The organism is Modestobacter sp. VKM Ac-2984 (assembly GCF_026967985.1).
Classification (GTDB): Bacteria; Actinomycetota; Actinomycetes; order Mycobacteriales; family Geodermatophilaceae; genus Modestobacter.
Genome location: NZ_JAPVBJ010000002.1, coordinates 452,614 through 477,193, shown reverse-complemented (window position 1 = coordinate 477,193; position 24,580 = coordinate 452,614). Strand labels below are relative to the sequence as shown.

At 73.9% G+C, this 24,580-nt stretch carries 27 protein-coding genes; 12 read left to right on the top strand and 15 right to left on the bottom strand.

All coding sequences use genetic code 11. The annotated features are described in order from the left end of the window. The first annotated feature begins 32 nt into the window (after nucleotides 1-32). On the top strand, nucleotides 33-2,105 hold the full coding sequence (locus tag O2W16_RS06165; RefSeq protein WP_269157928.1) for a PTS mannitol transporter subunit IICBA: 2,073 nt from the start codon (nucleotides 33-35) through the stop codon (nucleotides 2,103-2,105). 82 nt (nucleotides 2,106-2,187) lie between these two features. On the opposite strand, the gene O2W16_RS06160 is transcribed toward O2W16_RS06165, so the two are convergent. Further along, nucleotides 2,188-2,457 carry a DUF2277 domain-containing protein gene (locus O2W16_RS06160; RefSeq protein WP_269157927.1) on the bottom strand — a complete coding sequence of 90 codons (270 nt, stop codon included), beginning with the start codon at nucleotides 2,455-2,457 and terminating at the stop codon, nucleotides 2,188-2,190. Between the two features lie 139 nt (nucleotides 2,458-2,596). After that, nucleotides 2,597-3,766 carry an acyl-CoA dehydrogenase family protein gene (locus tag O2W16_RS06155; protein ID WP_269157926.1) on the bottom strand — a complete coding sequence of 390 codons (1,170 nt, stop codon included), beginning with the start codon at nucleotides 3,764-3,766 and terminating at the stop codon, nucleotides 2,597-2,599. Nucleotides 3,767-3,895: 129 nt separating this feature from the next. Between O2W16_RS06155 and O2W16_RS06150 the strand changes: the two genes are divergently transcribed. The 4 genes from O2W16_RS06150 (at nucleotide 3,896) to O2W16_RS06135 (ending at nucleotide 7,634) form a co-directional block, all read left to right on the top strand. Then, on the top strand, nucleotides 3,896-4,486 hold the full coding sequence (locus O2W16_RS06150) for a TetR/AcrR family transcriptional regulator (RefSeq protein WP_269157925.1): 591 nt from the start codon (nucleotides 3,896-3,898) through the stop codon (nucleotides 4,484-4,486). Nucleotides 4,487-4,657: 171 nt separating this feature from the next. Beyond that, nucleotides 4,658-5,692 (top strand): FecCD family ABC transporter permease, encoded by a 1,035-nt coding sequence (locus O2W16_RS06145; protein ID WP_269157924.1) that lies wholly within the window; start codon nucleotides 4,658-4,660, stop codon nucleotides 5,690-5,692. Further along, nucleotides 5,689-6,795 carry a FecCD family ABC transporter permease gene (locus tag O2W16_RS06140; protein ID WP_269157923.1) on the top strand — a complete coding sequence of 369 codons (1,107 nt, stop codon included), beginning with the start codon at nucleotides 5,689-5,691 and terminating at the stop codon, nucleotides 6,793-6,795. Before O2W16_RS06145 ends, O2W16_RS06140 begins: the two co-directional genes overlap by 4 nt. A gap of 2 nt (nucleotides 6,796-6,797) precedes the next feature. Beyond that, entirely contained in the window at nucleotides 6,798-7,634 is an 837-nt protein-coding gene (locus O2W16_RS06135; protein ID WP_269157922.1) for an ABC transporter ATP-binding protein, read from the top strand. Nucleotides 7,635-7,683: 49 nt separating this feature from the next. Here O2W16_RS06135 and O2W16_RS06130 read toward each other — a convergent pair whose 3' ends face one another. Beyond that, nucleotides 7,684-9,471, bottom strand: coding sequence for a BCCT family transporter (locus O2W16_RS06130; protein WP_269157921.1), 1,788 nt, complete (start codon nucleotides 9,469-9,471; stop codon nucleotides 7,684-7,686). A 273-nt stretch (nucleotides 9,472-9,744) separates the two neighbouring features. Here O2W16_RS06130 and O2W16_RS06125 point away from each other — a divergent pair, with 273 nt between their 5' ends. After that, nucleotides 9,745-10,674 (top strand): mechanosensitive ion channel family protein, encoded by a 930-nt coding sequence (locus O2W16_RS06125; protein ID WP_269157920.1) that lies wholly within the window; start codon nucleotides 9,745-9,747, stop codon nucleotides 10,672-10,674. After that, a complete protein-coding gene (locus tag O2W16_RS06120; RefSeq protein ID WP_269157919.1) occupies nucleotides 10,671-11,216 on the top strand; it encodes a hypothetical protein in 546 nt (181 codons plus the stop codon). Before O2W16_RS06125 ends, O2W16_RS06120 begins: the two co-directional genes overlap by 4 nt. A gap of 4 nt (nucleotides 11,217-11,220) precedes the next feature. On the opposite strand, the gene O2W16_RS06115 is transcribed toward O2W16_RS06120, so the two are convergent. Next, the gene (locus tag O2W16_RS06115; RefSeq protein ID WP_269157918.1) at nucleotides 11,221-12,249 is read right to left on the bottom strand and encodes a zinc-dependent alcohol dehydrogenase family protein; all 1,029 of its coding nucleotides are present in this window, start codon (nucleotides 12,247-12,249) and stop codon (nucleotides 11,221-11,223) included. A 67-nt stretch (nucleotides 12,250-12,316) separates the two neighbouring features. Next, nucleotides 12,317-12,574 carry a DUF167 domain-containing protein gene (locus O2W16_RS06110; protein ID WP_269157917.1) on the bottom strand — a complete coding sequence of 86 codons (258 nt, stop codon included), beginning with the start codon at nucleotides 12,572-12,574 and terminating at the stop codon, nucleotides 12,317-12,319. A 198-nt stretch (nucleotides 12,575-12,772) separates the two neighbouring features. Between O2W16_RS06110 and O2W16_RS06105 the strand changes: the two genes are divergently transcribed. Continuing rightward, nucleotides 12,773-13,879: a fatty acid desaturase family protein gene (locus tag O2W16_RS06105; RefSeq protein ID WP_269157916.1), complete on the top strand. Its 1,107-nt coding sequence runs from the start codon at nucleotides 12,773-12,775 to the stop codon at nucleotides 13,877-13,879. A 21-nt stretch (nucleotides 13,880-13,900) separates the two neighbouring features. On the opposite strand, the gene O2W16_RS06100 is transcribed toward O2W16_RS06105, so the two are convergent. From O2W16_RS06100 to O2W16_RS06075, 6 genes are read right to left on the bottom strand one after another with little or no spacing between them, the layout of a single operon-like run. Then, complete coding sequence (locus O2W16_RS06100; protein ID WP_269157915.1) at nucleotides 13,901-14,575, bottom strand: sigma factor-like helix-turn-helix DNA-binding protein; 675 nt, start codon at nucleotides 14,573-14,575, stop codon at nucleotides 13,901-13,903. Continuing rightward, nucleotides 14,572-15,069 carry a hypothetical protein gene (locus tag O2W16_RS06095; protein WP_269157914.1) on the bottom strand — a complete coding sequence of 166 codons (498 nt, stop codon included), beginning with the start codon at nucleotides 15,067-15,069 and terminating at the stop codon, nucleotides 14,572-14,574. The genes O2W16_RS06100 and O2W16_RS06095 overlap by 4 nt, the downstream gene beginning before the upstream one ends. Nucleotides 15,070-15,073: 4 nt before the next feature. After that, nucleotides 15,074-15,613 carry a gamma carbonic anhydrase family protein gene (locus O2W16_RS06090; protein ID WP_269157913.1) on the bottom strand — a complete coding sequence of 180 codons (540 nt, stop codon included), beginning with the start codon at nucleotides 15,611-15,613 and terminating at the stop codon, nucleotides 15,074-15,076. Between the two features lie 55 nt (nucleotides 15,614-15,668). Further along, nucleotides 15,669-15,983, bottom strand: coding sequence for a hypothetical protein (locus tag O2W16_RS06085; RefSeq protein WP_269157912.1), 315 nt, complete (start codon nucleotides 15,981-15,983; stop codon nucleotides 15,669-15,671). 25 nt (nucleotides 15,984-16,008) lie between these two features. Continuing rightward, entirely contained in the window at nucleotides 16,009-16,899 is an 891-nt protein-coding gene (locus tag O2W16_RS06080; protein WP_269157911.1) for an NAD(P)H-hydrate dehydratase, read from the bottom strand. After that, on the bottom strand, nucleotides 16,880-17,635 hold the full coding sequence (locus O2W16_RS06075) for a histidine phosphatase family protein (RefSeq protein WP_269157910.1): 756 nt from the start codon (nucleotides 17,633-17,635) through the stop codon (nucleotides 16,880-16,882). Before O2W16_RS06075 ends, O2W16_RS06080 begins: the two co-directional genes overlap by 20 nt. A 130-nt stretch (nucleotides 17,636-17,765) precedes the next feature. On the opposite strand from O2W16_RS06075, the gene O2W16_RS06070 reads away from it, so the two are divergent. Beyond that, entirely contained in the window at nucleotides 17,766-18,347 is a 582-nt protein-coding gene (locus tag O2W16_RS06070; RefSeq protein ID WP_269157909.1) for a YdeI/OmpD-associated family protein, read from the top strand. Between the two features lie 64 nt (nucleotides 18,348-18,411). Here the strand turns inward: O2W16_RS06070 and O2W16_RS06065 are convergent, their stop codons facing one another. Together O2W16_RS06065 and O2W16_RS06060 are read right to left on the bottom strand one after the other, a co-directional pair. Beyond that, a complete protein-coding gene (locus O2W16_RS06065; protein WP_269157908.1) occupies nucleotides 18,412-19,416 on the bottom strand; it encodes a C40 family peptidase in 1,005 nt (334 codons plus the stop codon). 331 nt (nucleotides 19,417-19,747) lie between these two features. Next, nucleotides 19,748-20,053 (bottom strand): hypothetical protein, encoded by a 306-nt coding sequence (locus tag O2W16_RS06060; RefSeq protein ID WP_269157907.1) that lies wholly within the window; start codon nucleotides 20,051-20,053, stop codon nucleotides 19,748-19,750. Between the two features lie 221 nt (nucleotides 20,054-20,274). On the opposite strand from O2W16_RS06060, the gene O2W16_RS06055 reads away from it, so the two are divergent. Beyond that, nucleotides 20,275-20,505, top strand: coding sequence for a hypothetical protein (locus O2W16_RS06055; RefSeq protein WP_269157906.1), 231 nt, complete (start codon nucleotides 20,275-20,277; stop codon nucleotides 20,503-20,505). Nucleotides 20,506-20,542: 37 nt separating this feature from the next. Further along, a complete protein-coding gene (locus O2W16_RS06050; RefSeq protein ID WP_269157905.1) occupies nucleotides 20,543-20,698 on the top strand; it encodes a hypothetical protein in 156 nt (51 codons plus the stop codon). Nucleotides 20,699-20,740: 42 nt separating this feature from the next. Here O2W16_RS06050 and O2W16_RS06045 read toward each other — a convergent pair whose 3' ends face one another. Both O2W16_RS06045 and O2W16_RS06040 read right to left on the bottom strand, forming a co-directional pair. Beyond that, on the bottom strand, nucleotides 20,741-22,129 hold the full coding sequence (locus O2W16_RS06045; protein ID WP_269157904.1) for a metallopeptidase TldD-related protein: 1,389 nt from the start codon (nucleotides 22,127-22,129) through the stop codon (nucleotides 20,741-20,743). Beyond that, complete coding sequence (locus tag O2W16_RS06040; RefSeq protein WP_269157903.1) at nucleotides 22,126-23,640, bottom strand: TldD/PmbA family protein; 1,515 nt, start codon at nucleotides 23,638-23,640, stop codon at nucleotides 22,126-22,128. Before O2W16_RS06040 ends, O2W16_RS06045 begins: the two co-directional genes overlap by 4 nt. Before the next feature lie 125 nt (nucleotides 23,641-23,765). Here O2W16_RS06040 and O2W16_RS06035 point away from each other — a divergent pair, with 125 nt between their 5' ends. Beyond that, nucleotides 23,766-24,569 (top strand): MBL fold metallo-hydrolase, encoded by an 804-nt coding sequence (locus tag O2W16_RS06035; protein WP_269157902.1) that lies wholly within the window; start codon nucleotides 23,766-23,768, stop codon nucleotides 24,567-24,569. The last annotated feature ends 11 nt before the right edge of the window (nucleotides 24,570-24,580 follow it).

The window sequence follows — 24,580 nt, the reverse complement described above, 5'->3', positions numbered from 1 at the left end:
GCGGTTGCCGATCCAGCTCAGGAGGGCCCCTCATGGCCACGACCACCCATCCCGCCGCGCGCTCAGGAGGGATGCGGCTGCACGTGCAGCGGTTCGGCACCTTCCTGTCGAACATGGTGCTGCCGAACATCGGCGCGTTCATCGCCTGGGGCCTGATCACCGCCCTGTTCATCGAGACCGGCTGGATCACCCTGATCGGCGACGCGCTGGGCTACGAGGGCGGCTACGGCTTCGTCGAGGAGCTTGGCGCCTGGGGCTCCGGCGCCGAGGGCACCGGGATCGTCGGCCCGATGATCACGTACCTCCTGCCGCTGCTCATCGGCTACACCGGCGGCCGGATGATGTACGACGACAACCTCCGCGGCGGCGTCGTCGGCGCGATCGCCACCATCGGCGCCATCACCGGCGCCGACGTGCCGATGTTCCTGGGCGCCATGGTGATGGGCCCGCTCGCCGGCTGGTCGATGAAGAAGCTCGACGCGCTGTGGGCGCACAAGATCCGGCCCGGCTTCGAGATGCTGGTCAACAACTTCTCCGCCGGCATCTGGGGCGGGTTCCTGGCTGTCGTCGGCTTCGTGATCGCCGGGCCGTTCGTGCAGGCCTTCAGCGACCTGGCCTCCAACGTGGTCGACGTCCTGGTCGACAACGGCCTGCTGCCGCTGACCTCGATCTTCATCGAGCCGGCCAAGGTCCTGTTCCTGAACAACGCCATCAACCAGGGCATCCTCACCCCGCTGGGCACCACCGAGGCGGCCGAGGTCGGCCAGTCCATCCTGTTCCTGCTCGAGGCCAACCCCGGGCCGGGCCTGGGCCTGCTGCTCGCCTTCGCCCTGTTCGGCCGCGGCGTGGCCAAGGCCTCGGCCCCGGGCGCGATCCTCATCCAGTTCGTCGGCGGCATCCACGAGATCTACTTCCCCTACGTGCTGGCCAAGCCGAAGCTGATCGTCGCGGTGATCCTCGGCGGCATGGCCGGCATCGCCACGAACCTGGTCTTCGGCTCGGGCCTGCGTTCGCCGGCGTCCCCCGGATCGATCATCGCCGTCTGGGCGGCCTCCCCACCGAGCAGCCTGCTCGGCGTCACCGCCTCGGTGCTGATCGCCGCCGGTGTCACGTTCGTCGTCGCCGCGTTCCTGCTGAAGCTGGACAAGGACGACGACGGCGACCTGACCGCGGCGACCGCGGCGATGGAGGCGAACAAGGGCAAGAAGTCGTCGGTCTCCTCGGCGCTGACCGGTGCCGGCACCGGCCGCAGCGAGGGCCCGATCCGCTCCATCGTGTTCGCCTGCGACGCGGGCATGGGCTCCTCCGCCATGGGCGCCTCGGTGCTCCGCAAGAAGGTGCACGGCGCCGGCTTCGACGACGTGACCGTGGTCAACAAGGCCATCTCCAACCTGACCGACGACTACGACCTCGTCGTCACCCACGAGGACCTGACAGACCGGGCCGAGAAGAAGACCGGGTCGGCGGTGCACGTGTCGGTGTCGGACTTCATGTCCAGCCCGCGCTACGACGAGATCGTCGAGATGCTGAAGCGGACCAACGCCGCACCCACGGCCGAGGAGGCCACCGCGGCCGCCGCACCCGACGGCGCTGCCGTCCCCGGGCGGGAGGCCACCGCCCCCGCCGCGGCCGGGGGGCTCTCCCGGCTGGCCGACGACGGCGACGACGGCACCGACGTGCTGGCCGTGGAGAGCATCGTCCTGGGCGGCTCGGCCACCACCCGCGACGAGGCGATCACCGAGGCGGGGGAGCTGCTGGTCGCTGCCGACGCCGTCGACGCCTCCTACGTGCGGGCCATGCACGAGCGGGAGACGTCGGTGTCGACCTACATGGGCAACCGGCTGGCGCTGCCGCACGGCACGAACGAGGCCAAGCCCGCCATCCGGCGGACCGCGATCTCCTTCGTCCGCTACGCCGACGGCATCGACTGGAACGGCAAGGAGGTCTTCTTCGTCATCGGCATCGCCGGCGCGGGCGACGACCACCTGAAGCTGCTCGGCCGGATCGCGGAGGTCTTCGTCGACCCCGAGCAGGTCGCTCGCCTCGAGGCGGCGCAGAGCCCGGCCGACGTCCTGGCCGTGCTCGGTTCGCTGCAGCCCGCGTAGGCCGCACGTCCACGACGGCCCCGGCCGACCCACCCGGGTCGGCCGGGGCCGTCGTGCGTCTCAGCCAGGGCCGTCGTGCGTCTCAGCCGGGGTAGCGGGCGGCGGCGCGGGCGCGAGCCTGGGCGGCGAGCACCTCGCGGTCCTTGGGCGGTGCGGTGGTGACCAGGTCGGCGAGCAGGTGCTCGGTGGCGTGCGCGATCTCCTCGACCGCCCGGTCGAACGCCGCCTGGTTGGCCTGCGACGGCTTGGTCGACCCGCTCACCTTGCGCACGTACTGCAGCGCCGCCGCCCGCACCTCGTCGGAGGTGGTGGCGGGCTCCAGGTTGTGCAAGACGTGGATGTTCCGGCACATGCCCGGCAGCGTAGGCCGGCGACCCCACCACCAAAATGGCCATTTTGGTGGTCGGGGGCCCGCTCGACGGCGAGTGACAGCTGAGCGGGCTTCCCGGCGGGCGGATGCCCGCTCAGCTGTCACTCGACGAAACGGGCCCTCAGGGGACGACGGTGGTGGTGGGGGTGCCGCCGCGGGCCAGGGCGCGGCTGATCACCAGGCGCTGGATCTGGTTGGTGCCCTCGAAGATCTGCATGACCTTGGCCTCGCGCATGTACCGCTCGACCGGGAAGTCGCCCGTGTAGCCGTACCCGCCCAGCACCTGGACGGCGTCGGTGGTCACCTTCATCGCGTTGTCGGTGGCCACCAGCTTGGCGATCGAGGCCTGCTGGCCGTAGGGCTGACCGGCGTCGCGCAGCCGGGCCGCGAACAGGTAGGTCGCCCGGGCGGTCTCGACGGCGGCGGCCATGTCGGCGAGCAGGAAGCCCAGGCCCTGGTGCTCGATGATCGGCTTGCCGAAGGTCTCCCGTTCCTGGGCATAGGCGACCGCGTCGTCCAGGGCGCCCTGCGCCAGACCGGTGGCGACGGCGGCGATCCCGAGCCGGCCGGCGTCCAGCCCGGCGAGGGCGATCGACAGCCCCTCGCCCTCCTCGCCCAGCCGGCGGTCGGCGTCGATCCGCACGCCCTCGAACCGCATGGTCGCCGTGGTGGAGCCGGTCAGCCCCATCTTGCGCTCGGCGGTGTCGGCGGACAGCCCCTCGCTGTCGGCGGGCACGAGGAAGCAGGAGATGCCGCGCGCGCCGTCGTCGGAGGTGCGGGCCATGACCTTGTAGAAGTCCGCGTGCCCGCCGTGGGTGGTCCAGGCCTTCTCCCCGGTGAGGACGTACGAGTCGCCGTCCCGCACGGCCCGGGTGCGCATCGCCGCCGGGTCGGAGCCTGCGTGCGGCTCGGAGAGGCAGTAGGCGCCGAGCAGCTCGCCGCCGAGCATCTCCGGCAACCACTCCTGCTGCGCTTGCGTGCCCCGGGTGGCCAGCCCGAAGCAGGACAGCCCGTGCACGCTCACCCCGACACCCACGCTGGCCCAGGCGGCCGCGATCTCCTCGAGCACCTGCAGGTACACCTCGTAGGGCTGCCCGCCGCCGCCCAGCTCCTCGGCGTAGGGGAGCCCCAGCAGCCCGGCCCGGCCCAACGTGCGGAAGACGTCGCGGGGGAACTCCTCTGCCGCCTCCGCCGCGGCGGCCCGGGGGGCGAGCTCGTCCCGGGCCAGCTGCCGGGTGAGCTCGAGCAGGTCGGCGGCCTCCTGCGTGGGGACCAGGCGACGGACGGGCACGGTGACCTCCAGGGAGGTCGGGACGGCGCCGTCCCGACCGGGTTGCGGTACTCCCGGACGTTACGCAGTACTCCCGCCCGTACTCAACCGCTGCCCGTTGTTACGGTCCGGTGCTGCCGAGGAGGGTCGATGACGTCACTGGAGAGCCGCGGCGCCCGCACCCAGGGGCGTCGCGAGGAGCTGCTGGACGAGCTGGTCGCGGTCTTCCTGGCCGAGGGGTTCGCCACCTTCACCCTCGACGAGCTGGCCCGCCGGCTGCGCTGCTCCAAGAGCACCCTCTACGGGCTGGCCGCGAGCAAGGAACAGCTGGTCGTCGCCGTGGTGAAGCGCTTCTTCCAGCGCGCGACGACAGCGGTGGAGCAGCGGGCCGCCGAGCCGCACGACCACCGCGAACGGATCACCGCCTACCTGCTCGCGGTCGCCGAGCAGCTGCAGCCGGCCTCTCCCGCGTTCTTCGCCGACCTGGCCGCCTTCTCCCCGGCCCGGGAGATCTACCAGCGCAACACCCACTCCGCCGCGGCCCGCGTCCAGCAGCTGGTGAGCGAGGGCGTCGCCGCCGGCACCGTCCGCCCGGTGCACGCCTCCTTCGTGGGCGTCGCGGTGGCCTCGGTGATGAGCGCCATCCACCGCGGCGAGGTCACGGCCACCACCGGGCTGGACGACGCCGCCGCCTACCGGGAGCTCGCCGACCTCGTCGTCACCGGCATCGCCCCCCGCTGAGGGAGGACCCCCGTCCCCCACGCCGGCTCGGGGCGAGCCTGGGCACGGGGCCGTGGCGGGATCCTGGGAGCTGAGTAAGGTGAGCCTCACCTGCCGGCCGGGGACCCGGCCCACCGCCGTCCCCAGGAGCCGCTCGTGGTGCACCGCACGGCCACCCGGCCGACTCCGGAGGTGAGCCCGCAGCCTCCGCGCCGAGGACTGCTGCAGGGCATGGCCCCGCGGGTGCTGGGGCTGTGGCTGCTGCTGGCCGTCGTCGTGGCGGTCTGCGTGCTCAGCATCACCGTCGGGACGAGGCCGATCGGCCTCGGCACCGTGTGGCAGGCCCTGCTGGACCCGAGCACCCCCGGCGACGAGACGGTCATCATCCGCGAGCTGCGGGTGCCCCGGACCCTGCTGGGCGTCCTGGCCGGCTCCGCGCTGGCCGTCTCCGGTGCGCTGATGCAGGGCCACACCCGCAACCCGCTGGGCGATCCCGGCCTCCTCGGCGTCACCGCGGGCGCGTCGTTCGCCGTCGTCCTCTCGATCTGGCTGCTCGGCATCACCACGGCCGGCGGATACGTCTGGTTCGCCTTCGCCGGCGCGATGCTGGGCAGCGTGGCGGTCTTCATGATCGCCTCCGCGGGCCGGGGGGCGCCCAGCCCGGTGAGCCTGGCGCTCGCGGGGGCGGCCATCAGCTACCTGCTCTACGCCCTGGTACAGGCCGTCACGATCCGCGAGACCACCGCGCTGGACGCCTACCGGTTCTGGGTGGTGGGTGCGCTGGCCGGGCGGGACGCCGAGGTCCTCGTCCAGGTCGCCCCGTTCATCGTGCTCGGCCTGGTGCTCGCCATGGTCAACGCCCCGGCGCTGAACCTGCTGGGCCTCGGGGAGGACGTCGCCCGGGGCCTGGGCCAGCGGATCTGGCTGGCCCGGGTGGTCGGGCTGGGTGCGATCACCCTGCTCACCGGGGCCGCCACCGCCGCCTGCGGCCCGATCGCCTTCGTCGGGCTGGTGGTGCCGCACGTCGCCCGGGCGATCACCGGACCCGACCACCGCTGGCTCGTCCCGTACTCCGCGCTGCTCGGCGTGGTGTTCCTGCTGCTGGCCGACGTGCTGGGCCGGGTCCTGGCCCGGCCGGGTGAGCTGCAGGTCGGCATCGTGCTGGCCGTCGTCGGCGCGCCGTTCTTCATCGCACTGATCCGCCGCCGACGGCTGGTGCAGCTGTGAGCACCACAGCGCCCACCACGGCGCCCACCCGGGCCAGCGCCCCCCGCTCCCGGAACCGCCGGCTGCTGCGGGTCGGCCGCGTCTCCGCCACCTACCGGGTGCGCGACGTGCTGGTGCCGATCGCGGTCTTCCTGGTCCTGGTGCTGGCCGCCGCGGTCAGTCTCGGGCGCGGCGACTACCCGATCGGCGTGGTCGACGTGCTCGGCACCCTGGTCGGGCTGGGCGACGAGACCCAGCGGCTGGTCGTGCTGGAGCTGCGCGCGCCCCGGATCGCGGTGGCCGTGCTCGTCGGGGTGGCCCTCGGCCTGTCCGGCGCGCTCATCCAGACCTTCGCCCGCAACCCGCTCGCCAGCCCCGACATCCTGGGCGTCACCGGCGGGGCCTCGATCGGCGCGGTGAGCGTGATCGTGCTGGGCGGCGCCGGCACCACCGCCACCGGGGTGCTCGGCGGGGTCGGCGTCCCCGCCGCGGCCCTGCTCGGCGGCATGGTGGTGGCCTTCCTCGTCTTCGGGCTCGCCTGGCGGCAGGGGGTCGACGGCTACCGGCTGGTCCTCATCGGCATCGCGCTGTCCGCGATGGCCCACGCGATCGTCAACTACCTGCTCACCCGCAGCGCCATCTGGGACGCCGCCGCCGCCAACGTGTGGATCACCGGGTCCCTGAACGGGCGCGGCTGGGAGCAGGCGCTGCCCCTCGCCCTGTCGCTCCTGGTGCTGATCCCAGCGGCCCTCGCGCTCAGCCGGGTGCTCGGCGTCCTCCAGTACGGGGACGAGACGGCGCGGGCGCTCGGCGTGCGCGTCCCGCTCGCCCAGGGCGTCGTCGTGGTGGTCGCGGTCTGCCTGGCCGCGTTCGCCGTCGCGGCGGCCGGGCCGATCCAGTTCGTCGCCCTCGTCGTCCCGCAGATCGCCGTCCGGCTGACCGCCGGCTCCCGCCCGCCGCTGGTCACCTCCGCCCTGCTGGGCGCACTGTTGCTGGTCAGCAGCGACCTGGTGGCCCGCACCGTGCTGCCCGAGTCCTTCCCCGTCGGCGTGATCACCGCGATCGTCGGCGCCCCGTACCTGCTCTGGCTCCTCGTCCGCGGAAGGCGGCGATCGACCCTGTGACCGTGACCGACTCCCGCACCCACTCCCCCACCGGCCTCGGGCAGCCCCCGGCGGTCCGGCTGGCCGCCGAGGGCGTCCGGCTGGCCTACGGCGACAAGGTGGTCGTCGACGACCTGGACCTCCAGCTCCTCGACGGGTCGTTCACCGCGATCGTCGGCCCCAACGGCTGCGGCAAGTCCACCGTGCTGAAGGCGCTGGGGAGGCTGCTGCGCCCCACCTCGGGCACCGTGCTGCTCGACGGCCGGGCGATCACCGACACCCCGACCCGTGAGGTCGCCAAGGTGCTGGGCCTGCTGCCGCAGACGCCGCTGGCGCCGGAGGGGCTCACCGTCGCCGACCTGGTCGCCCGGGGGCGGCACCCGCACCAGAGCTGGCTGCGGCAGTGGTCCTCCGACGACGAGGCCGTGGTCACCGAGGCGTTGAGCTGGACCGACATGGCCGAGCACGCCGACTCCCCGGTCGACGCACTGTCCGGGGGGCAGCGGCAGCGGGCCTGGATCTCCATGGCGTTGGCCCAGGGCACCGACCTGCTGCTGCTCGACGAGCCGACGACCTACCTCGACCTCGCCCACCAGGTCGACGTGCTGGAGCTGGTGAGCCGGCTGCACGCGGAGAAGGGGCGCACGGTGGTGGTGGTGCTGCACGACCTGAACCTGGCCGCCCGGTACGCCAAGCGACTGGTGGCGATGAAGGACGGCGTCCTGGTCGCCTCGGGCACCCCGCAGGAGGTGCTCACCGAGCAGCTGCTGGCCGACGTCTTCGAGCTCGAGGCCCGGGTGCTCCCCGACCCGGTGACCGGCACCCCGATGGTGATCCCGATCCGCCGCCTCCGCAGCTGAAGGGCCCGGTGGCGACCCGCCGGCGTGCGCCGGCGGGTCGCCACCGTGATCAGCGCGGCTTGGGCTGGGTGGGCTCGGGGTGCGCCTCGGTGGTGCCGTCGGGGCTCTGGCGCACGACCAGCTCGAAGTCGTCGCCGTGCCGGGTGATCCCGTCGACGACCGCGGCCTCGACCGCCTCGCTGGCGTAGGCCCGGCGCAGCACCATCGGATCCGAGCGCAGGTCCTTGGTCAGCGCGACCGCCAGCCCGATCATCACGACCGCGAACGGCAGCGCGCCGATGATCGTCAGGTTCCGCAGCCCCTGCAGCGCCTCGTCACCACCGACGAGCAGCATCACGGCGGCGACACCACCGGTCAGCAGCCCCCAGAAGACGACCATCTTCGAGGTCGGCTCACGGGTGCCGCGCTCGGACAGCGAGGCCATCACGATCGAGGCGGAGTCCGCACCGGTGACGAAGAAGATCCCGACCAGCAGCATCACGATGACGCTGGTGATCGTGGGGATCGGCAGTTCCTGGAGCAGGCTGAACAACTGCCCCTCGGGCGTCGCCTGGCCGGCCAGGTCCTGACCCTCCCGCTGGGCGTCGATCCCGGCACCACCGAAGACGGCGAACCAGAACAGCGTCACGACGCTGGGCACCAGGAGCACGCCGGTGATGAACTCCCGGATCGTCCGGCCCCGGCTGATCCGGGCGAGGAAGACGCCGACGAACGGCGTCCAGGAGATCCACCAGGCCCAGTAGAAGACCGTCCAGCCCGACAGCCACTCGGCCACGGCATCGCCGCCGGAGGCGTTCGTGCGGGCGGCCAGCTCGGGGAGGTCGGCCAGGTAGGAGCCCAGCGCGGTCGGCACCAGGTTGAGGATGAAGACCGTGGGGCCCACCACGAACACGAAGATCGCGAGCACGAACGCCAGGACGACGTTGATGTTGGACAGCCACTGGATGCCGCGGGCGATGCCGGAGAAGGCGGAGGCCACGAACGCCGCGGTCAGCACCGCGATGATGCCGACGGTGGCCGCGTTGCCGACCGGGCCGAGCCAGCCGAGGATCTCCAGCCCGCTGCCGATCTGCAGGGCGCCGAGCCCGAGGGAGGCGGCCGTGCCGAAGAGCGTGGCGAAGATGGCCAGGACGTCGATCACCTTGCCGGCCGGGCCCTCCGCCACGCCACGACCGAACAGCGAGGTGAACACGGAGGACAGCAGCTGGCCGCGGCCGCGACGGTAGGTGCCGTACGCGACCGCCAGCCCGACCAGCGCGTACAGCGCCCACGGGTGCAGCGTCCAGTGGAACAGCGTGGTGGCCAAGGCCGTGGTGACGGCCTCGTTGGTCCCGGCGTCGACGGTGCCCGGCGGCGGGGACACGTAGTGCGACAGCGGCTCGGCGACGCCGAAGAACATCAAGCCGATGCCCATGCCGGCGCTGAACATCATCGCGATCCAGCTGATCGTCCGGAACTCCGGCCGTTCGCCGTCCGCACCGAGCGGGATGCGGCCGTAGGCGCTGGCCGCGATCCAGAGCACGAAGATCACCACGGCGGAGGCGAGCAGCACGAAGAACCAGCCGAGGTTGCCCTCGATCCAGCCGAGGGCGCTGCCGCTGGCCGAGCCCAGCCCGGTGGGGCTCAGGAAGCCCCAGGCCAGGAAGGCCAAGGAGACGACGGCGGCGACGCCGAAGACCGTCCGGTCCAGCTGCGGGCGCCGGTCGTGCTCCTGGGACGGCGGCTGGGCGATCGCCGGGTGGGTCTCGCTGGGGACGTCGGGGTCGAGCACCTCGTCGATCGTCTGGCCGGACGGCGTGGCGTCGGGGGCCGCGGTCTCGTCGTGACCGTGGGTCACGGCGGCGCTGGTCGAGCCGGGCAAAGGCTGACCGGGTGGGTCGTTCGATGGCTTCGTCACGTGGTGCGGCGCCTGCTCGGCGCCCCTCCCCTCCAGGTCGGTGCGCAGGTCCAGCGCGGTTCTCGCTGCGTGGACAGCTGGTTGCAGAGATCCACGGTCGGTGCAGTCGGGGCAGGATGCAAATCCTGCACCCTCGTGCTCTGCAGTCCCACTCGACACCCGCACACCACCCAGGCGGCCGACACACAGCTCGACCGGCCACACTGGGCGTCGATGAACGTGCTCGCCGCCGGACCGGTCACCGACTTCCTCTACTGGCTGCGCGGGCCCGCCCTCGACGCGCTCCTGATCGTGCTGGGCGCCCTGCTGCTGGCCCGGCTGATCAGCTGGGCCGGCAACACGATCACCGACCGGATCGACGCTGCCGCGACCGACTCCGACGCCCTCGTGCGCTCCGAGGCGGCCAAGCACCGGCACTCGCTGACCCAGGTGCTGACCTGGGCGGCGATCGTGCTGATCTGGTCGATCGCGGTCATCTTCGCGCTCGACCGGCTCGGACTGCCGGTCACCGGCCTGGTCGCCCCGGCCACCGTGCTCGGCGTCGGGCTGGGCTTCGGCGCCCAGCGGGTCGTCGGCGACGTGCTGGCCGGCTTCTTCCTGATCACCGAGCGGCAGTACGGCTTCGGCGACGTCGTCTCCATCCAGGTGGTCGGCGGCATGGAACCCGCCTCCGGGACGGTCGAGGACGTCACGCTTCGGATCACCCGGGTGCGCTCGGTCGACGGGGAGGTGGTGATCGTGCCCAACGGGCAGATCGTCAAGGTGACCAACCTCTCGCGCGACTGGGCCCGGGCCGTCGTCGACGTGCCGGTGCCGGCGAGCGCGGACGTGACGCGGGTGCAGGAGGTGCTGCGGGAGGTCGGGCAACGCGCCTTCGCCGACCCGCGGCTGCACAAGCTGCTGCTCGACGAGCCCAGCGTGATGGGTGTGGAGAGCCTCTCCCTGGACGAGGTCAACCTGCGGGTCGTCGCCCGTACGCTGCCCGGCAAGCAGTTCGACGTGGGCCGCGACCTCCGGGCCCGGGTGGCGCTGGCACTGTCCCGCGAGGGGGTGTCGGTGCGGGCCACCACCGTCCAGGACGGCGTGAGCATCCAGGACGAGGCACTGGCCGAGGACCGGGCACGGAGCGGAGGCGCCGCATGAGCACGTCATCGGACGACCAGCCCACCAAGGTGCTGCCACAGACCACCGCCGAGCCACCGGCGCACGCCGCCCCGGCCACCCGGCGCTCACCGGGCTGGCCGAGTTCGGTGCCCGCGCACATCGGGCGGTTCCGCACCTCGAGCCTCGTGCTCGGGGGCCTGTTCGTGGTGCTGTTCGTGCTGAACCTCGTCCTGCCCCGACCGGACAGCGGGACGAGGACCATCACCACCTCCGACGGCGAGATACTCGAGGTGCCCTGCACCGTCGTGGAGTGCGACGAGCCGACGACGCCCCCGACGCCGGAGACGCCCGTCCCAGTTGTGCCGACCAGCCCGGTGCCGCCGGACGACGAGGAGGACGAGGAGCCCGTGAGCACGCCGTCCCGCACGACGACTCCCCGCACCCCGACCCCCACCCCGACGCCGACCCGGACCCCGTCGCCCACCAGCGAGACGACGGAGCAGGAGACGGAGCAGGAGACGACGGACTCCGAGCCGACCGGCACCACGGAGGTCGAGACGACGGCGGACCCGACCGATTGATCCCTCAGAACGAGGTGACCACGGCGATCCCCGGGTCCCGGCCCACGGCGACCAGCGCCGCACCGGCGTCGTCCAGGCCGAGCTCGCGGGTGACCAGCAGGTCCGGGCGCAGCCGGCCGGCCGTGATCAGCGAGAGCATGGCCGGGTAGTCGGCCGCGGCCATGCCGTGGCTGCCCAGCAGGGCGAGCTCACCGGCGATCACCCGGTCCATCGGGATCTCCGGGCGGCCGAGCGCGGGTGGCAGCAGCCCGACCTGGACGTGCCGCCCCCGCGGCCGGAGGCTGCGGATCGAGTTCAGGCAGGTCACCGCCGCGCCGAGGGCGTCCAGCGAGACGTGTGCACCGCCACCGGTCAGCTCGGCGACCGCGGCCGGCACGTCCCCGGCGCCGTCCACCGTGTGCTCGGCCCCGCAGGCCCGGGCCAGCTCCAGCGCCCCGGGTGCCACGTCGACGGCCACCACCCGGGCGCCGGCGGCCACCGCCACCTGGACCGCGGACAGCCCCACACCGCCGCAGCCGTGCACCGCCACCCACTCCCCGGGCCGCACCCGCCCCACCCCGGTGACGGCCCGGAAGGCGGTGGCGAACCGGCAGCCCAGCCCGGCCGCGGTGGCGAACGGCATGTCGTCGGGCAGCGCGACCAGGTTGACGTCGGCGGCGTCCAGGGCGACGAACTCGGCCAGCGAGCCCCAGTGCGTGAACCCGGGCTGGGTCTGGTTCACGCAGACCTGCCCGGCGCCGTCCCGGCACGGCCCGCAGTGCCCGCACGCGCAGACGAACGGCACGGTGACCCGGTCGCCCACCGACCAGTTCCGCACCCGGTCGCCGACCGCGGCCACGATGCCGGCCAGCTCGTGGCCGGGCACGTGCGGCAGGACGACGTCGGGGTCGTGGCCGGACCAGCCGTGCCAGTCGCTGCGGCAGATCCCGCTGGCGCCCACCCGGACGACGACGCCGTCCCGGCCGGGCGCGGGGTCGGGCACCGCCCGGACCGTCAGCGGACCACCGAACTCCTCGAACACCAGCGCGCGCACCCCGACAGCCTCCTCCGAGGGGCCAAAGTCGCGATTTTGGCCCCCGGCGTGATGGCCGGCGTGGGCCTCAGCGGGCCAGCAGCTCCCGGAGTGCGTCGTCCGTGCCGCCGTCCACGTCGACCACCTTCGAGCGGGCCGTGGCACCGGAGACCAACGTGACCGCGGACCTGCGGACGCCGAACGCGGCGGCGACCGCAGCCAGCGCCGCCGCGGTGGCCTTGCCATCGACGGCCCGCGCCGACACCCGGACGACGAGGGCGCCGTCGTGCTCGCCCCCGACCCCGGTGCGCGATGCCCCCGGCCGCACCCTGATCGCCACCCGCACGCCGGCGAGTCTGCCCGTGGGGCGGCGTGTCCGGCAGCCCCGCACGTAGCACCTCGCCGGACCGGCATGGCACAGGAGGGCTCCGTCGCCTACCGTCGGCGGCACGCGGTGCTCCAGCCAGACGTAGCGCGGTCCCCCGTCGTCGCCGGTCGCCCGGCACCACCCGGAGCAGCCCGGGACCCCACTCTGAGAGAGCAGATGACCGCAACCACCCTGGAGGGCTCCACGCCTCCCCCCGCTCGGCAGCCCCGCTCCGAGCGCCCCCGCGACCGCCAGGTCAGCGTCTACGCCGCGCTCTCCCAGCAGGTGAAGGACGCCGGGCTGCTGAACCGCCGCCGCCCGTACTACGTGGTCGCCATCGCGCTGACCGTGGCCGCCTTCGCCGGGGTCTGGGTCGCGATCGTGGCGCTGGGCGACTCCTGGTGGCAGCTGGGCCTGGCCGTCGTCCTCTCGCTGGTGTGCACCCAGTTCGGCTTCCTGGGCCACGACACGGCGCACCGGCAGGCCTTCGGCTCGCACCGGGCCAACGAGTGGAGCTCCCGGGTGCTCTCCTGCGGCTTCGCCGGCATCGGCTACGGCTGGTGGATGCAGAAGCACAACAAGCACCACAACGCCCCGAACCAGATGGGCAAGGACCCCGACATCGAGTCCGCGGTCCTGGCCTTCACCCCGGACGACGCCGAGGACCGGATGACCGGCCTGCGCGGCTGGTGGACCCGGCACCAGGGCTGGGCGTTCTTCCCGCTGCTGTGCTTCGAGGGCGCGGCCCTGCACGCCAACAGCGTCGCGACGCTGGCCCGGGAGAAGACGATGCCGCACCGCCGGCTGGAGATCGCGATCATCGCGGTCCGGCTCGGGCTCTTCGTCGCCGCGGTCTTCCTGATCATGTCGCCGCTGCTGGCCGTGGCCTTCATCCTGGTCCAGCAGGCCGTGTTCGGCCTGCTGCTGGGTGGTTCGTTCGCGCCCAACCACAAGGGCATGCCGATCGTCCCGAAGAACGCCAAGGTCGACTTCCTGCGCCGCCAGGTGCTCATGTCGCGCAACATCAAGGGCGGCCGCGTCACCGACTTCATGATGGGCGGCCTGAACTACCAGATCGAGCACCACCTGTTCCCGAGCATGCCGCGGCCGAACCTGAAGAAGGTCCAGCCGATGGTCCGCGCGCACTGCGCCGAGCACGGGATCAGCTACACCGAGACGTCGCTGGTGGGCTCCTACCGGATCGTCGTCCAGTACCTCAACCGCGTCGGGCTCGGCGAGCGCGACCCGTTCGTCTGCCCGCTGACGGCGTCGATCCGCAACTGACGCCCGCGCGGGGTTCCTCCGTCACCCGGTGACCAGCACCAGCACCAGCAGGACGACGAGGACGAGGAACCCCGCCAGGGCGATCAGCCCGGCCCGGTGACGCTGCTGCGCCCGCTCGCCGTCCAGCACCCGGGCGTGGACGCCGTCGGGGGCGGCGGGGGGGCGCGCGGCCAGCTCGCGCACCCGCGCCGCGGCCTGCGTGCCGTCCACCCCGAGGACCTCGCCGAGCTGGTCCAGCGCCCGTTCGACCAGCGCCCGGACGTCGTCCGCCGAGGCACCGAGCGCATCGGCGGCCTGATCTTCCGGGAGCCCCGTGCCGTGCCGGAGCACGACCGCCGCCCGCTCCACCGGGGACAGGTGCGCCAGCGCGGCGGCGGTCTCGTCCTGCGGGACAGGGTCCGGCCTCGCCGGGGCGAAGCCGGGGACACCGGCGGCGCCGACGAACAACGGGGAGTGGGCGAACGACTCGCCCACCCGGCTCCACCGCCGGCCCACGTGCGCGGCCACCAGCTCCCGCCGGACGGCGGTCAGCGCCTCCGTCCGGTCGGCGAACCGGTCCCAGCGGCGGTGGACGGCGATCAACGCCTCCTGCTGCAGGTCCTCGGCGGCCCGGCGCTCACCGGTGAGCAGGTGGGCCGTGCGGAAGGACGCCGTCGACACCGCGGCGACGAACTCCTCGAACGACCCGGCGCTCATCCGTGTCCCGGCGCCGCCACCGGCTCGGACCAGCCGGCCAGGTGCCCGATCCAGGCGAGGGCCAGCCAGGCGCCGGTCAGCGACCCCCGGGTCGAGCCGTCGCTCAGCACCAGCCGCCACTCCGCCTCCGGGTGCCGAGGCCGACCCGAGCCGGTGCCGGGCACCGCCTCGACCACCCGCCACGCCTCCACCGGCAACCGGCGCGGCGGCCTGCCCGCCGGGGTGGCCCAGACACCGGTCCGCGTGGCCTGCACCGGCTCGGCCGGGCCGGAGCCGGGCATGCGCAGGGTCAGCGACCCCAGGTCCAGGTAGTCGTCCGGGCCCCTCGGCACGGTCCAGCCCGGGCGCCGGGCCCCGATCGCGGCGTCCGCCCCGAAGGTCACCACGGTGGAGACCAGGTGGGCGACCCCGCTGAGCACCCGACCGGCCCGCCGGGCGGGCGAGGGGTCCTCCACGGTCCAGGCGACCTGCCGGCGCAGCTCCTCGGCGCTCACCGGCTCAGCCCGCCTGCTGCACCCGCCGGACGGCGCGGTGCTGGTCGAGTCGGTCGGTGTAGCTCTTCGCGTTCAGCGCGATCGCCGTCCGGTCGTCCTCGGTGGTCTCCCGGCGCACCTTGGCCGGCACCCCGGCGACCAGGGAGTTCGGCGGGATCTGCGCGCCCTGCATGACCACCGCGCCGGCGGCGACGATCGAGCCGGAGCCGATGTGCGCCCCGTTGAGCACGGTGCTGCCCATGCCCACCAGCACGTCGTCGTCGACCCGGGCGCCGTGCAGCACGACGTTGTGGCCGACGGTCACGCGACGGCCGATCACCAGCGGGTGCCCGGGGTCGCTGTGCAGGGTGGAGCCGTCCTGGACGTTGGAGTCCGCACCGATCTCGATGACCTCCGAGTCGGCCCGGGCGATGGCGCCGTACCAGATGCTGGCGCGCGGGCCCATGATCACCTTGCCGACGACGACGGCCGTGGGGGCGACAAAGGCCTGCTCGTCGATCTCCGGGGCGCCGAAGTCCAGTTCACCGATGTAGCTGTCAGCCACGTTGCTGCACTCCTCACCGAGGTCGCGGGCGGTTCCCGCTGCTGGGCGCAGCAGATCACACCGGGTCGTCGGCGCCCCACTCGGCGAGGAAGGCCGCCGGGGAGAGCTCGCCGAGCTGACGCCGGACCAGGGCGAGCATGTCGCCGGGCACGCTTGGATCACCGGCGGACACCCGGACCACCTCGTCGCCGTCGGCCCGACGGGTGACCACCACGTCGTGCAGGGACGGCCCGGGGATCAGCCCCCAGGCCAGCTCGGCCACGAACGCCGCCGCCAGCCGCGCACCGCGCAGCACCCGCCCACCGGGGCGCGGCTGCAGCGTCGCCTCGTAGACCTCTGCCGCCCGGACGCCGTCCACCGCTCCGCTCATGCGGTCAGCCTGGCCGATGCCCAGGTCAGAGGTCGACCTCGGCCATCACCCGGGGGATCTCCGGCGGCAGCTCCCGGGCCAGGAAGCCCAGCCGCCCGACCGTCGCGGCCAGCCGCTCACCGGCCCGGCCGTGCACGTGCGCCGCCCACACGGCTGCCTGGGCGGGCTCCGCACCGCGGGCCAGCAGCCCGGCGACGATCCCGGCCCGCACGTCACCGGAGCCGGAGACCCCGAGCCCGGCGCCGCCGCTCTCGTCCGCCCAGAGCCGGCCGTCGGGCGTCGCGGTCCAGTTGGTCGCCCCGCCCAGCGCGACGACGGCGTGGGCCTGCTCGGCCAGCCGCCCGGCGGCGCCCGCCAGGTCGTCGTCCAGCTCTCGTTGTCCCACGTGCAACGCGATCGCCAGCTCGGAGGGGTTCGGGGTGAGCACCACGTTCCCGCCCAGGTGGTGCAGGCAGGCCGGGTCGGCGGTGACGGCGGCCAGCCCGAGCGCGTCCAGGGCGACCGGCCCCTGCAGTTCGGGCAGCAGCTCCTCGACCAGGCGCCGGGTCTCCGGCTCGTCGGCCATGCCCGGCCCGATCAGCACCGCGGAGGCCTCTCGGGCCAGGTCCAGGAGCAGCTCGGCCGAGGAGCCCTGGATGGCGCCGGCCTCGGTCGACGGCACGCCGCGGACGAGCGCCTCGGGCAGCGAGATCGACACGTGCGGGGCGACCTTCGAGGGCACCACGACCTGGAGCTTGCCGGCGCCCGACCGCAGCGCGGCCTCGGCGGCCAGCAGCACCGCACCCACGGTCTCCGTGCTCCCGCCGACGACCAGGATCGAGCCGCGGGCCTCCTTGCCGCCGGTCGGCTCGGGCAGCCGCCAGTCGCGGAGCACCTGGGGACTGACCAGGGTGTGGTCAGGCCGGGGTCGGGACATCGGTCTCCTCGGTCACGGGCGCGCCGCCCGCCGGGTCGGCGTCGTCCAGGTGGTCGACGTCGTTGAACCCCGCCAGCCGGAACTGCCCGCCGTGGGCCGACTCGTAGCGGGTCACGGAGGTGTTGGCGACCTGTTCGGCCCGGTCGATGTCCAGCAGCTCCTGCTCGGAGAGCTCCTCCAGCACGTACCGGAACACCATGATCACGGCCTGGTGCGAGACGCAGAGCAGCCGCTCACCGTCGTGCCGCAGCGCCTCGGTGGCCAGCAGGCTGCGCACCCGCAGGGCGACGTCGGCCCAGCTCTCCCCGCCCGGGGGCCGGTAGTAGAACTTGCCGAGCAGCTCACGGCGGCTGGCCTCGTCGGGGTGCTCCTCCCGGATGCCGTGCTTGGTCATGCCGTCGAAGACGCCGAAGTCCCGTTCCCGCAGCCGCTCGTCGTGCCGGACGGTCAGGTCCAGTCCGCTGGCCGCCACCGCCCGCCGGGCCGTCTCGGCCGCCCGGGTGAACGGCGAGCTGAGCACCGTGGTCGGGCGCTCGTCCGCCGGCAGTCCCGCCAGCCACGCACCGAGGGCGTCGGCCTGGCGCTCGCCGGTGTCCGACAGCGGGACGTCGGGGTCGCGGACGTCGAGCTCCAGCCGGCCCGACCCGGTCTCGTGTGCCTGCGCGTCGGCCAGGTTGCCCACGCTCTCGCCGTGCCGCACCAGCCACAGGGCGGTGGGACCAGGTGCCCGTGCCATCGGTCGTCCCGTCGTCGTCGCGGCGCCCCTGCTGAGCGCCGTCCGCCCTGCGGTAGCCGACCGGTCGCCCGGACAAACCGCACGCCGGGCCCCCTGGACGGCGCAGGCCGGGCTGCGGACGATGACCGGCGTGGCCGACGAGAGCACGTTCGAGACCCGGGCCTTCGCCACCGCCGCCGACTTCGACGCCTGGCTGGCCGCCGAGCACGACCGGGCGCCGGGGCTGTTCCTCAGAGTCGCCAAGAAGTCGGCGGGCATCCCGTCGCTGACCGCGGCCGAGGCGGTCGAGGTGGCGCTGTGCCACGGCTGGATCGACGGCCGGGCCAACCGGGTGGACGACGACTGGTTCACCGTCCGGTACACGCCGCGGCGACCCAAGAGCGTCTGGTCGCAGAAGAACGTGCAGTCGGTGGCCCGGCTGACCGCGGAGGGGCGGATGCGCCCGGCGGGGCTGGCCGCGGTGGCGGCCGCGCAGGCCGACGGCCGCTGGGACCGGGCCTACGCCGGGCCCGCCACCATCACCGTGCCCGAGGACCTGACCGCCGCGCTGGCCGCTGAACCCGGGGCCGCCGAGGCGTTCGCCGGGCTGGACGGGGCGAACCGGTACGCCGTCCTGTGGCGGGTGCACACCGCGGCGACCCCACAGACCCGGGCGAAGCGGATCGCGGCCTGCGTCCAGCTGCTCGCCGAGGGCCGCCGCTTCCACGACTGAGCCCCGGCCCCGCTGCAGGGGCCCGCCGCGAGCTCGCGAGCGGTGGGGGCAGCGGGGTCCTTCCTCAGCCGGTGACGCGGCGGGCGCTGACGTAGCCGCCCTTGTCCACGCTGGTGACCGCGACCGGCCGGCCGGAGACGCTGGCGTGCACCATCTGGCCGTTGCCGATGTACATGCCCACGTGGCTGATCGGCGAGTAGAAGAAGACCAGGTCGCCGGGCTGCAGGTCGGCCCGCGAGACGGCGACGCCCAGCTGTGACTGGGCGCGGCTGGAGTGCGGCAGCGAGATGCCGGCCGCGGCGTAGGCGTACTGGGTGAGGCCGGAGCAGTCGAAGGAGTCCGGGCCCTCGGCGCCGATGCCGTACATGTCGCCGATCTGGGCGAGCGCGGTCTGCACGGCGACCCCGGCGGCCGCGGTGGGGGCCGGCGCGGGGGCGGGGGCGGCGACCTCGGGCCCGGAGATGACGTTGTGCACCCGCACCTGGTCGGCGGCCGACAGCCGGGCGAGGTCGGCCTGGTAGCCGGCGAGCTCGCCCTCCAGCTGCTCCTTCTGCGCCCGCAGTTCGGCCTCCGCCGCCGTGGCGGCCGCCGCGGCAGCGGTGGCCTCCTGCTGTGCCTGCTCGGCGGCGGTCCGGGCGGTGGCGGCCGTGGCGACGATGGCGTCGGCGTGCGTGGCCAGCTGGTCGAGGGTGTTCATCTGCTGGATCAGGTCGTCGGCCGAGCCGCTGGTCAGGAAGGCGGCGAGCCGGCCGCGGGTGGTGCCGACGTACCCGGTCTGGGCGATCGCCCGCAGCTGCGGCTCCAGCGCGACGAGCTGTGCCTGCGCCTGGGCGGCCGTGGCAGCGGCGGCGCCGGCGGCGGCCTGCTGCTGTTCGGCGGCGGCCTCGGCCTCGTGGACCTGCTCGTCCAGGGCGGTGATCTCCAGCCCGGCGTCGGTGACGGCCTTCCGGGCCTCGGCCGCGGTGGTCGGGGCGGCGGCGCCGATCGACGGGGTCAGGACGACGGCCGCGCCGACGGTCAGCGCGAGGGCGGCAGCGCGCGTCCACCGCCGGTTGGTCGATCGGTTCACTGGACCTCCGTCTGCGCACGTTCCGCCCGGGGAGGGGCGAGGGACTCCGTGCACGTCTCGACGGACGGTAGGGAGATCGCGCTCTTGTCAAGAGGCGCGGCGCGCCGGGACCGATCGGTCCACAGTCGACCCCAGTCCCACAGGCCTCGCGTGCCCCTCCCGTCCCGCGCGGGCGGCACGAGACGATCAGCGACGGCGCCCACCGCGCGCCGACGGCTGCGCCGGTGCCCCCGTGCACGACACGACACGGGCCGCCCGGAGTGCGGGCCGAGAACGACAGCGAGCCGCCCACCGGTTTCCCGGTGGGCGGCTCGGTCAGATCGGGTGGAGCTCAGCCGGCGGCCGGCTCCGAGGCGTCCAGGGCCTCGACCGCGGCGATGTCGCGCAGGATCGCGGACAGCTCCGTCGACGACCAGGCCTCGCAGCAGTCGCAGTCGCCGGTCTCGGTGAAGCTGCGCAGGCCGAGACTGCCACCGGCCTGGTCCTCGGCGAGGGAGAGCTGACCGTCCTCCGGGTTGCGGTGGCACCGGCACAGCGAGGCGCACATGCCCAGGCCCCAGCCGGAGACGATCACGGCCGGGCCGTTGTCGTGGACCTTGCCCACCTGGAAGATCGAGGGCTTCTGGCGGTACGTCATGTGGTGCTCCCCTCGCCGTCCTGCCGGGGAGGCAGGGGGTCGTCGTCGGCGTTCGTGGGGAAGTAGACATGAACCGCGTTTCATGTCCGTGACAACGGGGCATGAAACGCGGTTTCGACGACGCAGTGCACCCACCAGTCACGCGCATCCCGACCGTCACAGGGATCGCGTGCCGTACGCGCCGGTGCATCCACCGACGAGGAGCGGGGTAGGGCCGGGCCATGTCGATGAACGCACCGCTGGACCCCTTCCCGTCGAACCCGGACGACGGAATCCCCGCCGCCGACCCCGGTGCGGGGGCACCGCAGACTGCCGACGGCTTCGGCGTCGAGGGAGAGGAGCCGGCCGCCCCCGAGCAGAGCTCGGACGACGCCGAGGCGGCGCCGCCGACCGAGACGGCCTTCCCCACCCCGGACCCGGACGACGTCGGCCGCGGACCCGTCACGCCCTGACCGTTCCGGCCGGCCCGCACGCGGGTACCGGGCCGGCATGACCGAACCCGCCGGCTCCGACCCGGCCACCGAACCCACCTCCACGGACGCCGCCGCGCAGGGCCCCGAGCCGACCGGTGACCCGATAGACCCGGCGGTCGCCACCTCGAGCCCGGACCCCGGCCAGACGGGCCGCGACCGCCGCGAGCACTGACACCGTCCGGGCGGCGCACCGGCCGCCCGGACGAGTCGCCCGTCAGCTGGCCGGGCTGACCGAGCTCATGTTGAAGTCGGGGACCCGGAGCATCGGCATCGAGGCCCGGGTGAACCAGTCGTTCCACTCCCGCGGCAGGGTCCGCACGCTGCGGCTGGCCTCGGTGGCCCGGCCCAGCAGGTCGACCGGGGACTCGTTGAACCGGAAGTTGTTCACCGCGCCGGTCACCTCGCCGTCCTCCACGAGGAAGACGCCGTCGCGGGTCAGGCCGGTGACCAGCAGGGTCTGCGGGTCGACCTCCCGGATGTACCAGAGCGTGGTCAGCAGCAGGCCGCGCTCGGTGCGGGCGATCATCTCCGCCTGCGTGGCGGTGGCGTTCGGGTCCTCCAGGACGAGGTTGTCCACCGCCGCGGTCGCCGGTGCCGTCGTCTTCAGCGCCCAGGCCCGGGGCCGGATCAGGTTGGTCAGCACGCCGTCGCGGATCCAGTCGACGGCGGGTGTGGCCATGCCGTTGTCGAACACCGAGGCGCTCCCCGATGATCCGCCGACCACCTGGAACGGCGCGGTCTCCAGCCCGGGCGCGTACGGGTCGCTGCGCAGGGTCAGGGGGAGCTGCGCCAGCCGGTCACCGATCCGGTTGCCGCCCCCGGCCCGGGCGTACACGCTGCGGCCCTCGTCGGCGTCCCGGGCCTCCATCGCCCAGTAGGTCGGGATCATCAGGTCGCTGACCGTGGACGGCGGCAGCAGCGTCTCGTACCGCCCGGCCGGCAGCTCGACCCGCCGCTGCGACCAGGCCATCTTCTGCTGCACCTCGGCGGCGAGGTCGGCCACCGAGACGTCGGTGAAGTCGCGGGTGCCGACGCCGGCCCAGACGGACCGGCCGAAGTCGGTGCTCTTCCCGTTCAGCTCGACCCGCCCGGCGGGCTGGTCGTGCCGCAGCCGCAGGCCGGTGGAGGTGCCCAGGTAGGTGGTGGCGAGCTGGTGCTCGGCGAACCCGAAGAGCAGCTCCTCGCGGCTGCGCGCGGCGGCGAAGGCCTCACCCAGTCCGGGCGCAAAGCCGGCGAACACGTCGATGGAGGTGGTGGCCGCCTCGGCGTCCCAGTCGCCCGACCCGGCGGGGGCCTCGCTGATCAGCGGCATCGCGTCCTCGGCCGGCCCGGCGTCCCGCGCCGCGTGCTCGCTCATCCGCACCAGCTCGGCGATGTCCGGGGTGCCGGTCCGGGCCACCGTGCCGGTGGCCATGCCGGCGCCGCCGTCGACGAAGGAGATGACGACGACCTGCCGGGAGCGCATCGCGCCGTTGGTGGTCAGGCTGTTGCTCGCCCAGCGGAGGTTGGCCTCCGAGCTGTCGGTGACGTAGGTGATCTGCCCGTCCACCGTGGACGCCGCCAGCGCGGCCTCGACGAGCTGCTGCGGGGTCTGCGAGCTCATCGCCCACCCTCCTGCTTCGTGTTGAGGATGGTCGTGTTCTCGAACAGCGCGGTCGGGCAGCCGTGGCTGACCGGGGCGACCTGACCGGGCTGGGCCTTGCCGCAGTTGAAGGCGCCGCCGAGCACGTGGGTCTGCGGCCCGCCGACCGCCGTCATCGAGCCCCAGAAGTCCGTCGTCGTCGCCTGGTAGGCGACGTCCCGGAGCTGGCCGGCCAGCCGGCCGCCCTCGATCTTGTAGAACCGCTGGCCGGTGAACTGGAAGTTGTACCGCTGCATGTCGATCGACCAGCTGTTGTCCCCGACGACGTAGACGCCGCGCTCGACCCCGCCGATGATCTCCTCGGTCGAGGGGCCGTCGGGGGCGGGCTGCAGCGACACGTTCGCCATCCGCTGCACCGGCACGTGGGCGGCGGAGTCGGCGAAGGCGCAGCCGTTGGAGCGCTCCATCCCGCGCAGCCGGGCCATGTTGCGGTCGACCTGGTAGCCGACGAGCACGCCGTCGCGGACCAGGTCCCACTGCTGGCCGGCGACGCCCTCGTCGTCCCACCCGACGGTGGACAGGCCGTGCTCGGCGGTGCGGTCGCCGGTGACGTGCATCAGCGGCGAGCCGTACTGCAGCGTGCCGAGCTTGTCGACGGTCGCGAAGGACGTGCCGGCGTAGGCGGCCTCGTAGCCGAGCGCACGGTCCAGCTCGGTGGCGTGCCCGATCGACTCGTGGATGGTCAGCCACAGGTTGGACGGGTCGACGACCAGGTCGTAGCGGCCCGGGTCGACGGAGGGCGCCTTGACCTTCTCCCGCAGCAGCTCGGGGAGCTCGGCCAGCTCGGCCCGCCAGTCCCAGCCGGTGCCGGTGAGGTACTCCCAGCCGCGCCCCACCGGCGGGGCCAGCGTCCGCATCGACTCGAAGGTGCCGGTCGTGCGGTCGACGGTGAGCGCGGTGAACTCCGGGTTCACCCGGACCCGCTGCTGGTGGGTGCGCGTGCCGGCCGTGTCGGCGTAGAACTTCTGCTCCTTGACCTGCGAGACGCTGCTCTGCACGTGCTCGACGCCGTCGGCGGCCAGCAGCCCCTCGGAGAGCTCGACCAGCAGGGCGGTCTTCTCCGCGTCCGGGACGGCGAACGGGTCGACGTCGTAGGCCGACACCCACTCGCCGTCGGCGTACACCGGCTCGGGGGCCAGCTCGACGCGGTCGGTGTTCATCGCCGCGGAGACTCCGGCGACGGCGACGGCCTCCTCGGCCAGTCGGACCGCCTCGGCGGCGGTGAGCACCACGCCGGCGGCGAAGCCCCAGGTGCCCTCGTGCACGACGCGCACCGCCAGACCGAGGTCCTCACCGTCGGCCAGCGCCTCCAGCCGGGCGTCGCGCAGCCGGACGGCCTGGGTGCGGATCCGCTCGACCCGCAGGTCGGCGTGCTCGCAGCCCAGGTCGACCGCCCGGGTCAGCGCCGCATCGGCCAGCGCGGACAACGGGAGGGCGAGGAAGGACTCGTCGACGGATCGGGGCTGTGCCACGCCCCGTGTCTACCAGCCAGGGAAGACCGACGCCGTTGGTCACCCATTGCACCCTCCGGGGACGGGAGAGAGCATCCGGTGACCAACGGCGCATCCCCGGCGGGGAGTCGGGTATCCCGCTCCTCATGACCGTGCCCGGGGACGACGTCACGCTCACCTTCGGTGGCACCGCCACGACGCTGCTGCGCCTGGGCCCGTTCACGCTGCTGACCGACCCGAACTTCCTGCACCGCGGCCAGTGGGCACACCTGGGGTACGGGCTGCGCAGCCGGCGGCTGACCGACCCGGCGCTGGTGCCCGCCCAGCTGCCGGCGCTGGACGCCGTCCTGCTCAGCCACATGCACGGCGACCACTGGGACCGGGTGGCCACCCGGTCGCTGCCCAAGGAGACCCCGGTGGTGACCACCCCGGAGGCGGCCGGCTGCCTGGCGAAGCGGGGCTTCACCCAGACCTCGGACCTGCGGCCCTGGCAGACGCACGAGCTCAGTCAGGGCGGCGACACGCTGCGGATCACCAGCGTCCCCGGGGTGCACGGCCCCGGCCCGCTGGCCCGGCTGCTGCCGCAGGTGATGGGCAGCGTGCTGGAGCTGGTGCGCGACGGCACGGTGACCTGGCGCGGCTACGTCACCGGCGACAGCCTGTTCCGCCCGGTGCTCGGCGAGGTGCTGCAGCGCTGCGGACCGCTGGACGTGCTGATCCCGCACCTGGGCGGCACCAAGGTCGCCGGCATCACGGTCACCATGGACGCCCGGCAGGGCGCCGACCTGGTCGAGCTGCTGACGCCCCCGGTCACCGTGCCGGTGCACTACGACGACTACGGCCTCTTCAAGAGCCCGCTGGGCGACTTCGTCGCCGAGGTGGCCGCCCGCCGGGCACCGGGCGAGATCCGCGCCGTCGGCCGCGGTCAGACGGTCTCGCTGCGCGCCTGACCGCCCAGGGC